The following is a 13,279-nucleotide window of genomic DNA, read 5'->3' as shown; positions in this document are numbered from 1 at the left end:
TTGTTAAATGAAAGTTTAATTTACCTAGATTGTGATTATGAAGATAAAGATAGTTTTTTTGATTGGTTTTCAAGTGAAATGCTTAGTAAAGGTTATGTTAAAGAATCATTTAAAGAAAGTATAAAAGAGAGAGAAAAAAATTATCCAACAGGATTAGTTACACAAACGTGTGAATTGGCTATTCCACATACTGATCCTAATCATCTAATCAAACCATTTATATCATTTATTCGACTGAAAAAGCCAATATCATTTATTCAGATGGGTATTGGTGATGAAATGTGTGAAGCAAAATTATTATTTGTTTTAGGTGTAACTAAAGATGGGGGACAGGTTGAGGTATTGTCAAAACTTATGAATTTATTTATGCAGGAAAAAGAAATGGAATTAATTATAAATGAACAAAATAAATTTAAAATCGAAAAAGTTATTAATGACTTTATAGGAGGAGAATAATTATGGCAAAAGTAATAGTAGCATGTGGGTCAGGTGTAGCAACGTCTCAAACGGTAGCATCAAAGGTTGAAAAATTATTAAAAGAAAGAAAAGTAAGTGCTGAAGTTGAAGCGGTAGATATAAAATCAATTAGTACATTTATAAAATCGGCAGATGTATATGTAGCAATAACTAAGCCTAAAGAACAATACGATATTCCTGTCATTGATGGAATTGCATTTTTAACTGGAATGGGACAAGAACAAGAACTGCAAAAAATTATAGACGCAATTAGTTGATAACTATATCCATTTAAAGGGGTTGTGTATATGGAAACTTTAAAAATAATTGTTAATTATGTTTTAGATTTGGGAGCAGCAGTTTTTGTTCCTTTAATAATGTTAGTCATTGGTATGATAGTGAGGATGAAATTCAAAGATGCATTGTCATCAGCTATTACATTAGGAGTAGCTTTCACAGGTATGATGTTAGTTGTTGGATTTATGTTAGACGCAATTAGTCCTGCGGCAAAAGAATTAGCAAAATTAACGGGAATTACATTAACCGCTATAGATGGTGGGTGGACAGGTATGGCTAGTATTTCTTGGGCGTGGCCATATGCATTTCTAATGTTTCCACTTACTGTTGGAATAAATATTATCATGCTTTTATTAAATCTAACTAAGACTTTAAATGTTGATATGTGGAATGTATGGAATAAGATATTTACAGCTGTAATGGTGTCTGCTATTTCAGGGAGTATGATTATGGGGTTTATAGTTGCTGGAATTCAAGTGATTTTAGAATTAAAAGCAGGTGATGCATGGGGAGATCATATTAATAAATTGACAGGTATACCAGGAATTACTGTTCCTCATTTCATAACATTATTAGCTGTTATTTTATATCCATTAAATAGACTTATGGATTTAGTACCTTTTTTAAATAAGAAAATGGATGCAGATGCTTTGAAAGAAAAAATTGGAGTATTTGCTGAAAATCATATAATGGGAGGTATCATTGGGCTATTACTAGGTTTTGCGGCTGGTTATGGAGTTTCTGGATCACTAGGTTTAGCAATAAAAGCAGCAGCAGCAATGACGTTGTTTCCTATGGTATCTAAATTATTTATGCAAGCCTTATCTCCAATATCTGACGCTGTGTCAGAATTTATGAGAAAGAAATTTAGTGGTAGAGAAGTATTTATAGGTTTAGACTGGCCAGTATTAGCTGGGAGAAATGAACTATGGGTAACTGCAATTATCTTAATACCAATTTCAATTCTTTTTGCTATTACTTTACCAGGTAATAAGGTATTACCGTTTGCAGGAATAATTAATATATCTTTCTTTGTTGCAGCATTTTTAATAACTGGAGGTAATTTATTAAGGATGATAATAATGGGGATTATTACTACCCCTATATTTTTATACGCAGCAACATTCTTTGCACCTTTTATTACAGATTTAGCGAATTCCACAGGTGTTGTGAAGGTAAAAGAAGGTACTCAGTTAACTTGGTCGACTTTTGAAGGACCAGATTTTAGATATATATTTGGATTAGCTGCTGAAGGTAATATAGTATTTATTGCTTTAGCCATTGTTTGGCTAGGTGCCTTTTATTGGATGTATAAAGGTATGATAAAAAAAGCTAAAAGTTATGCTGATAGTGAGGCGTTATAAAAAATGAAAACATTTTATAAATTACTATTAGTCTTTTCAACGATAATACTTATTTATAGTTTTTTATCGAGTCAAATTTTACTTACTTTTATATGCCTATTGATTGGTTTATACCTTTATTATTTTAAATATGAAGTAATTTTTTATAAAAACTTGAGAAAGGAGGAAGAGAACAATGAATATTCTTGAGGAAATAGGTAATATTACTTTTCAAATGTGGCAGAAAGGTTGGGACGAATATAACGCGGGGAATATTAGTTATCTGCTAAGCGATGATGAAGTTGATGAATTTGAAATTATTGAGTCAAATCGATTTATAAATTTTGAAAATATACCTAATAATTTAAGGAATAAATATATTGCTATTACTGCATCTGGAAGTCATTTTCGAGTTATTAAAGACCATTTAGATGATCTTACAGGAGTTATAAAAGTTGCAGACACATTAGATTGTGTAGAAATAGTATATGGATTTAATAATTCCAATTATCCTACAAGTGAATTATATACGCACTTATTAGGACACTCTAGTAGATTGAAAGTAGATCCTAATCATAAAATAATAATGCATAATCATGCAACAGAAATAGTAGCAATGACGATAAAACATGAATTAGATGAGTTGAAATTCACTAAAACTTTATGGAGCTTATGTACTGAATGTATTATTCTTTTACCTGAAGGTATTGGATTAATGCCATGGATGGTTTGCGGTAATAGAAAAATAGGAGAAGAATCAGCTTTGAAACTATTAGAACATAGAGTAGTGATTTGGCCACAACATGGAATTTTTTCTGCAGGTACTTCTTTTAGTGATTGTTTCGGACTAATAGAAACAGTTAATAAAGCAGCAAAAATCTATCTTATTACTAATGGTGAACTTAATAATGTGCTTAGTTCTGAAAATTTAATGGAAATAAAAAAAGATTTTAATTTGACTATCAGAGAGGGTATTATATAAATAGTATAATACTAAGGGAAGTGTATTTATGACCTTTTGGGATAGAAGGAATGAGATTGTGCAATACGTTAATGAACATGAGCGCATTTCTGTTGAAGAATTGATAAAGAAATTTAATGTGTCTGGAGCGACAATACGTAGTGATTTAAGAGCTTTAGAAGAGATGGATAAACTACAAAGAATTCATGGTGGTGCTAAAAGTATCAATGCTAATCATACTGAATACCCATATAAAGATAGAACAAAAATACACAAAACAGAAAAAGACAAAATAGGAAAATATGGTTCTGCATATATTACTGAGCATGATACTATCTTTTTAGATGCTGGTACATCAATCAGTGCTCTAATAAAATATTTACCTACAAAATTTCATTATAATTTAGTAACGTGTGCTCTTCACACTGCCATGGAATCAAGCCAATTAAATAATGTTAATGTACATATAATTGGTGGAACGATTAGAAGTGCGCTACAAGAGGTGGTTGGTCCTAAAGCAATTTCTGAATTAAAAAATTATCATTTTCAAACTGCATATATAAGTATTAGTGGTATGAATACACAGTTTATAAGTGAAAATCATATATTTTCAGCAGATATAAAAAAACAAGTTATTTCTAATGCAGAAAAGGTAATTGTGTTAGCAGATAGTTCGAAAGAAGAAAAAATCCACCTAGAAAAAGTATGTAGTTGGAACGATGTTGATATTTTGATAACTGATATTAATATATCAGATGAATTTGTTTTAAAAGTGGAAAAACAAGGTACTAAAGTTATAATTGTATAGGGATATAGATTTAATACTACTGATTAAATCTATATCCCAGGAAATTATAAATTTATGGATTACGTAAAATGTGGACTACCATTTTTAATCATTCAATTGATTATATGTTTAGTACTCATTCCATTAGTTTGGCCATTTAGTTAGATATCATTATATATATTAGGAAAAGAGTCACAAGAACTTGATTACCAAGATTCTTGTGACTCTTTTTATGTTATTACTCAAAAAAAATAAGGTATTGAAATGTTGAGAGCCTTGATACCATGCTATAATTAGTACATAAAAATTAACGTGCTTATTGATTGCCTATATGTTCACCGTGCCTTATTAGATCGTGGTGAAAGAAGGTGATTATATGGGCTTAGATGTAAGTATGCAACTAGAGATATATTTAACATTCAAGATTACTTACACAGTAATACTTCCTATTACCATTTATTTATTGCTTAAAAAAGACAATAAAAAATAGTCGCTTGTGCAGCAACACAAACGACTAAATTCAATAAGCCATGGTGAAATATAGCATTGACTATACGCCTTAATTTTTACACTCAGCCGACCTTCCAAAGTTGCTGAGTGTTTTTTAATACTTAAATAATACCATGGGTGTATTTTGTTATCAAGAATAAAAGGTGACACTTAGATGTTATAAGTTTCACTTACCCCAACAACTCCTGTACAACAGCTACCATGTCATCGTGTATGACGATATTTGCTGTTGCGTCATAAGGTGTTTCGTCTTTGTTTATAATGACTAGATTTTGTCCTTCGAAGTTTGAGATCAGTCCTGCTGCGGGTTGTACGAGTAGGGATGAACCGAGTACTACGAGTGTGTCTGCTTCTCTTATTTTGTTTAATGCTTTGAATATTGTGTCTTGATCTAGCATTTCACCATATAATACGATGTCTGGTCTAATGGTATGACCACATGATTCGCAACGGTGTAAGTGGTTATCAATAACATAAGATTTAGTATATGTTTGATGGCATTTTGTACAATAAAATCGATTTAAAGTGCCGTGTAATTCATCTGTATTTAGACTGCCGGCATTGCTATGAAGACCATCTATATTCTGTGTAATAACACCGAGTGAACGATGGTCTTTTTCGAGTTGAGCTATCCATTGATGCACGATATTCGGTTCTTTATCGGTGAAGAGTAAATATTGAAAACAAAAGTCCATAAATCCTTCTGGGTCACTTTGTAAATAATCAGTGCTTAATAAATATTCTGGGGAATAGCCATTTTCTGAGATTTGATCATATAACCCACCGAGTGAGCGGAAGTCAGGTATACCACTAGCAACCGAAATACCTGCTCCCGTAAAAAATGTAATGTCTTGAGATGAATCAATGATGTTTTTAAGTTGTTGAATTTGTGTATTCACGTTTATCACTCCGGTTATAATGAATTACTTTTCTAAGTATTTAGGGAAGAATTCTGTATATAAATCAATAAATTTAAGATAGGCATCTTTAGATACATGTTCATCTACTTGATGTGCTTGGTCTACTGTACCAGGTCCGTACATTATAAATGAGAAGTTCTCATCTTTAGAAACTAATAAATCAGATGCGTCGGTAACACCTGGCGATGCTTCAGTTGGAAGCGTTGTGTTTAAATGTTTTTCGCCCATTTTCACAGCTAACTCGATTAATGAATTTTGACCTGTTGTGTAAACGGGTGGTCTAGACATATACGTATCAATTTCAATATCTGTCTTATCTGTTTCTATTTGTTTTAAAATTTCATTAAAATATGAAATGAACTGATCATTATCATGTTCAGGAATCGTACGAATATTGAATTCCGACTCTGCGTGTTCAGGGATAGAGTTAACTTGGTTACCACCATTGAAGATAGTCGCATTCATAATTGGTTCGCCAAGTAGTTTATTGGTTTGATTGAATTTCGTAAATCCTTCATCTGCTTTATAAATAAATTTTACAAGCGGTGAAATGGCATTAAATCCAAGATGTGGCATTGAGCTGTGTGATGCTTTTCCTCGAGAAGTGATGCGAATATCCATTGAGCCTTTATGTGCATAAATAATTCTATCTTGGGAAGGTTCAGCAATAACGAGTGCTTCAACATCATCCATATAACCTTTGTCGTGAAATGCTTTTGCACCTTCACCAGCAATTTCTTCACCAGCCGTTGCAAGTAGACGGATTCTACCATGCTTTAATAAACCTTGATCATGTATGTCTATCATGCTGATAACAAGCGCAGCTAATCCAGACTTCATATCAGCAGAGCCACGACCAAATAACTGACCATCTACTTCAGTCAGTTTAAACGGATCATATGTCCATTTACTTTCATCACCAGCAGAAACGACATCCATATGACCAGAAACACCTAAAATTGGACCATCTTCACCAATTTCAGCAACTAGATTTGCACGCGTTTCACTAATTTTAATGATTTCGGACTCGATGTTATGGTCTGCTAATAATTTCTGCAAGTATTCACATACTTCAATTTCATTATCATTAACAGATCGAATACTTACTATATCTCCTAAAATGTCTACTTTCTCTTGATCAGTAAATATACTCATAACCAAAACTCCATTTCTATATAGTTTTTATCTCAATTACTATTATATAGCTGAAATCTTATACTTTGAAATTAAACACATTGAGGAGATGGAGATATGTGAGTGAAGGATTTGATGAAAGTCGTGGCTTAATGTGTGAGTAAAGCCAAGAGATAGGCGAAGTCATGGCTTAAGTATTGAGTAAAGCCAAGAGATGGCTGAAGTTGTGGCTTAATGTGTGAGTAAAGCCAAGAGATAGGCGAAGTCGTGGCTTAATGGTTGAGTAAAGCCAAGAGATTGTCCAAGTCATGGCTTAAGTATTGAATAAAGCCAAGAGATGGCTCAAGTCTTGGCTTAAGTACTGAATAAAGCCAAGAGATGGCTGAAGTCGTGGCTTAATGGTTGAGTAAAGCCAAGAGATGGCTGAAGTCGTGGCTTAATGGTTGAGTAAAGCCAAGAGATGAGTGAAGTCGTGGCTTAATGGTTGAGTAAAGCCAAGAGATAGTCCAAGTCGTGGCTTAATGTGTGAGTAAAGCCAAGAGATAGCGAAAGTCATGGCTTAAGTATTGAGTAAAGCCAAGAGATTGAAGAAGATGTGAGTTAAAGACTGAACAAACTCACATCTTTCCCAAATATAAACTTCTAGACAAACTGAATTATTATATTACTATCAGTATCATTCTACTTTCGATACCATTCTTTAGCATTTTGATAAAATATTTTATGAGCTGCGGCTTCGTCAAAAGTATCTTGAACGAGTTGGATATCTTCAGAAGTAAAGCGTTTAGGTGCACGTGTTGATGGTAAATCTGTACCAAACATAAGTGCATCTGGATTTGCCTGATAAATTTCTTTCAATGTATCTTGTACATTTAAATCAACTCTACTGAAACCTGTTGCTTTTACATGAACGCCTTTGTCGACTAATCTTAACAGATTTGGAAGACCTTCCTTAGACAGACCGAGGTGATCAATAGATACGGCTGGTAAAGATAATATCGTTTCTTCAATGTCTGGTAAATTCTTTGAATCAATATACAATTCACTGTGCCATCCTACTAAGTCATGTACACGTTTAGCGAAATCACTCAAATGTGCTAAGTCCTCTGATCCACCACGTTTAACATTAAATCTTAAAGCACGAACGCCTTTGTCATTCAAAGAAACAATTTCTTCATCTGAAACGTTATAAGGCAATTGGGTCACACCACAGAATTCAGGTCCTAAGTCACTTAGTGCTTTAAGTATATATTGTTGATCAAACCCTTGAAAAGAACCGGATACAATTGCACCACCAGCAATATTCATATTTTGTGTTTCTTCTTGATAATCCTCAGTTAGATAACTCGGTGGCATATAGCCGTTATTCTCTTTTACTTCATAATTAAAATCAATAATATGAAAATGTGCATCAAAAATCTTCATCAAAAATTCCCCCTTTTAAAATCACTATACTATACGAGAAACAAGTTAAATAATATCAATTCATTATGATAGGTTATTTGGAAACGTTATAGAAAAACATCACAATTGTTGTTTTTAAAATATAAAATCATTAAAGAAGTTAATTTTTAAATAAAAACGTTTATAAAATAAGTTTGACAAAACTAGTAATGATAACATTTTAAAAAATATTTTAAAATTTTTTCAAAAATAACTACCATTAGTTAGGTATAAATAGTATAATATGTAAACTTGAGTGAAACATAATTAACAACAGAATATTTATAAATAGTGAAGGGAAAAAGAAAGATGAGAAAAATAAAACGGGATCTTAAATTTTCTATTAGAAAGTTCAAAGTAGGTATTGGTTCAGTTGCAATCGGGGCGATATTTTTAATCTCTAGTAATGGAGAAGTAGAAGCAGCTAAACTTACGAACGAAAGCCAAACGACAATTAAGGGAACAGAGCAACAAGAAAGTAAGCAAGAAGAAGTAACGGGAACAAAACAGGGAAATGAACAGACGATACAAGATACAGAGCAAGTAGAAACAAAAGAAGTACCAGAAGTGCAAGAATCTGAAGTTCAAGAACCGGTAGCAGAAGAGTCGCAAGAAACAGAAGAATCACAGCAAGTTGAAACGGCTGCTACTAAAGAAATAGAAACGACAGATGTTAATGAGAAACAAGAATCACCAAAAGAACAAGAACCAAAAGAGACGCACAATGAAGAAACAGAAGTGTCAGAACCAAAGGGAACTGAAACAAAAGAAACAATTACAGATACAAAACAGGGAACAGAAGAACAAAATTCATCTCAAGTAAGTAATAAACAAGAAGTACAAGAACCTAAACAAAAGCAATCAGAAACAACAGTAAGTAAAGAACAAAAAGTTTCTGAAACAACAAAACCGGAAAAGTCAGAAACAAACACTCAAGTAAGCAATACAACTCAACCTGAAGTGACAGAAACGAAGACTGCTAAAAAGGTCGCAAGTGTTAAAGCGAATACGCAAAGTATGAAAGTTGCGAGTGTAGCTGCTACAAACGCTGCTAAATCTAACACATCAACAGTAACAAAAGATAATTTCACAGATTATTTCAAGTTAAACGGGGATGCAAAGTACGATAAAAATACTGGCATAGTAACTCTAACTACAGATGAACCAAGTAAAAAAGGTAGTTTTTCTTTAAATAGTAAAATTGATATGTCCCAAAGCTTTAAATTAAAAGGGAAAGTAAATTTAGGGAATAAGAATGCAGCTAATAAAGGTGCTGATGGAATCGGTATTGTATTCCATCCAAATTCGATTAACGATATAGGTTCATATGGTGGAGGACTTGGTATCGGCGGACTGCCTAAAGCATTTGGATTTAAGTTAGATACTTGGTATAACGGATCGGGAGAAGCTACATTTGTACCAGACCCTGAAGAATTTGGTAAAAATCGTACAAAAACAATGGGAGCATTCGTATCTACAGATAAAAACAACATGGCAGTTACAGATGAAGATACAATGCAATTTGTTGGTGGACCAATTCAAAATAAATTTACTGATATATTAGTTGAATATGACGGTAAAACAAAAATAATGAAAATTACGTATACAGATACTCAAAATAAATCTTACGATTTCATTAAAGATATGACTGAATATATCGATCCTAATCAAAGTTATACGCTAGCTTTATCAGGGTCTACAGGTGCATACACAAACAGACAAGAATTCCAAATTACCGAATTTACATATGTAGCAAGAGGTGTTGCTAATGTGAAATATGTAGATAAAGATACAGGAAAAGAAATAGCACCTGCGATTGAGTATGAAGGTGATATTAAAGGGAAAGCAACAATAGATAATAAAAAGAATGCTTTATATAATCAGGGGTATGATTTTGTAAATGTGACAGCATCGTATGAAACTCAATTTGATAGACAAACAGATACAGTAACGTTTACAACAAGTGGTCAAAATATTGTATATTACTTTGTTAAAGCAAACGGACAAGTTATTTCTAAGTATGTAGATGAGAATGGAAACAAAATTCAAGAACCAACAACTTTAAAAGGCAAAGTAGGAGAAGACTATAGTTCGACACATCCAAGCGAAATAGAAGGATATGATTATTTAAGAACAGAAGGCAACCCAACGGGAGAATATTCAAGAGATAATCAAACAGTGACGTATGTGTATCAAAAAGCAGACGGTCATGTAACGGTAAGATATGTGGATGAGAATGGAAACAAAATTCAAGAACCAACAACTTTGAATGGCAAAGTAGGAGAAGACTATAGCTCGACATATCCAACTCAGATTAATGAATACAATTATCTAGAAACAGAAGGTACCCCAGAGGGTAAATATTCAAGAGATAATCAAACAGTGACGTACGTGTATAAAAAAGCAGACGGTCATGTAACAGTGAGATATGTGGATGAGAATGGAAACAAAATTCAAGAACCAACAACTTTGAATGGCAAAGTAGGAGAAGACTACACTTCAACACATCCAGAACGAATCAATGAATACAATTATCTAGGAACAGAAGGCAACCCAACGGGAGAATATTCAAGAGATAACCAAACAGTGACATATGTATATCACAAAGCAGACGGTCATGTAACAGTAAGATATGTGGATGAAGAAGGCACTGAAATTCAAAATCCAACAACTTTAAATGGCAAAGTAGGAGAAGACTACACTTCAACACATCCAGAGCGAATCAATGAATACAATTATCTAGAAACAGAAGGTAACCCAACGGGAGAATACTCGAGAGACAATCAAACAGTGACGTACGTGTATCAAAAAGCAGACGGTCATGTAACGGTAAGGTATGTGGATGAAGAAGGCACTGAAATTCAAGATCCAACAACCTTAAATGGCAAAGTGGGAGAAGACTATAGTTCGACACATCCAAGCGAAATAGAAGGATATGATTATTTAAGAACAGAAGGCAACCCAACGGGAGAATATTCAAGAGATAATCAAACAGTGACATATGTATATCAAAAAGCAGACGGTCATGTAACAGTAAGATATGTGGATGAAGAAGGCACTGAAATTCAAAATCCAACAACTTTAAATGGCAAAGTAGGAGAAGACTACACTTCAACACATCCAGAGCGAATCAATGAATACAATTATCTAGAAACAGAAGGAAACCCAGAGGGTAAATATTCAAGAGACAATCAAACAGTGACGTACGTGTATCAAAAAGCAGACGGTCATGTAACGGTAAGATATGTGGATGAGAATGGAAACAAAATTCAAAATCCAACAACTTTAAAAGGCAAAGTGGGAGAAGACTATAGTTCGACACATCCAACTCAGATTAATGAATACAATTATCTAGAAACAGAAGGAAACCCAGAGGGTAAATATTCAAGAGATAATCAAACAGTGACATATGTGTATCAAAAAGCAGACGGTCATGTAACAGTAAGATATGTGGATGAAGAAGGCACTGAAATTCAAAATCCAACAACTTTAAAAGGCAAAGTAGGAGAAGACTATAATTCGACACATCCAACTCAGATTAATGAATACAATTATCTAGAAACAGAAGGTAACCCAGAGGGTAAATATTCGAGAGACAATCAAACAGTGACGTACGTGTATCAAAAAGCAGACGGTCATGTAACGGTAAGATATGTGGATGAGAATGGAAACAAAATTCAAAATCCAACAACTTTAAATGGCAAAGTAGGAGAAGACTACACTTCAACACATCCAAGCGAAATAGAAGGATACGATTACTTAAAAACAGAAGGTAACCCAACTGGAGAATATTCGAGAGACAATCAAACAGTGACATATGTGTATCAAAAAGCAGACGGTCATGTAATGGTAAGATATGTGGATGAGAATGGAAACAAAATTCAAGAACCAACAACTTTGAATGGCAAAGTGGGAGAAGATTATAGTTCGACACATCCAAGCGAAATAGAAGGATATGATTATTTAAGAACAGAAGGCAACCCAGAGGGTGAATATTTAAGAGACAATCAAACAGTGACATATGTGTATCAAAAAGCAGATGGTCATGTAACAGTAAGATATGTGGATGAAGAAGGTAATAAAATTCAAGAACCAACAACTTTAAATGGCAAAGTGGGAGAAGACTATAGTTCGACACATCCAACTCAGATTAATGAATACAATTATCTAGAAACAGAAGGTAACCCAGAGGGTAAATATTCGAGAGACAATCAAACAGTGACGTACGTGTATCAAAAAGCAGACGGTCATGTAACAGTAAGATATGTGGATGAGAATGGTAATTCGGTACAACCAGATACAGTATTAAATGGCAAAGTAGGAGAAGACTATAGTTCGACACATCCAGAACAAATCAATGAATACAATTATTTAGGAACAGAAGGCAACCCAACAGGAGAATATTCAAGAGACAATCAAACAGTGACGTACGTGTATCAAAAAGCAGACGGTCATGTAACAGTGAGATATGTGGATGAGAATGGAAACCCAATACAACCAGATACAGTATTGAATGGCAAAGTAGGAGAAGACTATAGTTCGACACATCCAGAGCAAATTGGTAATTATAAACTCAAAGAAGTTAATGGTAGTGAATCAGGTGTTTATACTAGAGATCCGCAAACTGTAGTTTATGTATATGAAGAAATAACTTCAGAATCATCTAGTGAATCAACAAGCGAAAGTGACTCAGAAAGTACAAGTGATTCAATGAGTGATAGCGAGTCAGAAAGTATGAGTGATTCAATGAGTGACAGCGGTTCAGAAAGTACAAGTGAATCAACAAGTGAGAGTGGATCAGAAAGTACAAGTGAATCAACGAGTGAAAGTACATCAGAAAGTACGAGTGAGTCAACAAGCGACAGCAGTTCTGAAAGTATGAGTGACTCAATGAGTGAAAGTGGCTCAGAAAGCACAAGTGAATCAACAAGTGAAAGTGATTCAGAAAGTACAAGTGAATCAACAAGTGAAAGTACATCAGAAAGCATGAGTGACTCAATGAGCGAAATTGGAAGTGACGCTATGAATATAGATGAGACTTCAAATAAAGTTGATACTAATATAAACAATGTTGTTCAAGATGATAATTATGAAGTAAATACTTTAAATAATCATATTGAAGAAGATGCAGATTCTAATGAAATTAAGGATCATAATGGTGATCAGTCTTCTGATGATGAAAAGTTACCTGATACAGGTGAAACTAAACAGAATTCTGGTTTGATGAGTGGCTTACTTGCAGTCTTTGGTGGTGCTTTGTTATTTAGAAGTCGCCGTAAAAATAATCATGATAATCAGTAATTTTAAAAACAAGCTAAGAGATTGCACTCTTAGCTTGTTTTATTAAATGCAAATATTATATAATTATTTAAAAAGAGAATTGCGGAAGGTTAGTTTGTTTGTAATTTTTATAATTATGATAATTTGT

9 protein-coding genes are annotated in these 13,279 nt (G+C 33.4%); 6 read left to right on the top strand and 3 right to left on the bottom strand.

Translation table 11 applies throughout. The annotated features are described in order from the left end of the window. The 5 genes from LQ617_RS05630 to LQ617_RS05610 all read left to right on the top strand — a co-directional run bounded on the left by LQ617_RS05630 (position 1) and on the right by LQ617_RS05610 (position 3,865). The gene (locus LQ617_RS05630) at positions 1–456 is read left to right on the top strand and encodes a PTS sugar transporter subunit IIA (RefSeq protein WP_239739864.1); all 456 of its coding nucleotides are present in this window, start codon (positions 1–3) and stop codon (positions 454–456) included. A gap of 2 nt (positions 457–458) precedes the next feature. Further along, positions 459–734, top strand: a complete 276-nt coding sequence (locus tag LQ617_RS05625) for a PTS sugar transporter subunit IIB (protein WP_119651125.1) — start codon at positions 459–461, stop codon at positions 732–734. A 30-nt stretch (positions 735–764) separates the two neighbouring features. Continuing rightward, entirely contained in the window at positions 765–2,117 is a 1,353-nt protein-coding gene (locus LQ617_RS05620; RefSeq protein ID WP_119651126.1) for a PTS galactitol transporter subunit IIC, read from the top strand. Positions 2,118–2,292: 175 nt separating this feature from the next. Then, a complete protein-coding gene (gene rhaD, locus LQ617_RS05615; RefSeq protein WP_239739863.1) occupies positions 2,293–3,078 on the top strand; it encodes a rhamnulose-1-phosphate aldolase in 786 nt (261 codons plus the stop codon). Positions 3,079–3,106: 28 nt separating this feature from the next. Beyond that, entirely contained in the window at positions 3,107–3,865 is a 759-nt protein-coding gene (locus LQ617_RS05610) for a DeoR/GlpR family DNA-binding transcription regulator (RefSeq protein WP_239739862.1), read from the top strand. 659 nt (positions 3,866–4,524) lie between these two features. Here the strand turns inward: LQ617_RS05610 and LQ617_RS05605 are convergent. From LQ617_RS05605 to LQ617_RS05595, 3 genes are all read right to left on the bottom strand, one after another. Further along, positions 4,525–5,253 (bottom strand): NAD-dependent protein deacylase, encoded by a 729-nt coding sequence (locus LQ617_RS05605; RefSeq protein WP_239739861.1) that lies wholly within the window; start codon positions 5,251–5,253, stop codon positions 4,525–4,527. A 24-nt stretch (positions 5,254–5,277) separates the two neighbouring features. Then, the gene (locus tag LQ617_RS05600; RefSeq protein ID WP_239739859.1) at positions 5,278–6,429 is read right to left on the bottom strand and encodes an ArgE/DapE family deacylase; all 1,152 of its coding nucleotides are present in this window, start codon (positions 6,427–6,429) and stop codon (positions 5,278–5,280) included. A gap of 660 nt (positions 6,430–7,089) precedes the next feature. Continuing rightward, entirely contained in the window at positions 7,090–7,833 is a 744-nt protein-coding gene (locus tag LQ617_RS05595; protein ID WP_239739858.1) for an amidohydrolase family protein, read from the bottom strand. Between the two features lie 327 nt (positions 7,834–8,160). Here LQ617_RS05595 and LQ617_RS05590 point away from each other — a divergent pair, with 327 nt between their 5' ends. After that, positions 8,161–13,152: a MucBP domain-containing protein gene (locus tag LQ617_RS05590; RefSeq protein ID WP_275590249.1), complete on the top strand. Its 4,992-nt coding sequence runs from the start codon at positions 8,161–8,163 to the stop codon at positions 13,150–13,152. The last annotated feature ends 127 nt before the right edge of the window (positions 13,153–13,279 follow it).

Origin of the sequence: Mammaliicoccus sp. P-M59 (assembly GCF_022386135.1) — a bacterium.
GTDB classification, from domain to species: domain Bacteria; phylum Bacillota; class Bacilli; order Staphylococcales; family Staphylococcaceae; genus Mammaliicoccus; species Mammaliicoccus sciuri_A.
Note: the sequence above shows the minus strand (reverse complement) of the source record. Positions and strands in the feature narration are given on the sequence as shown.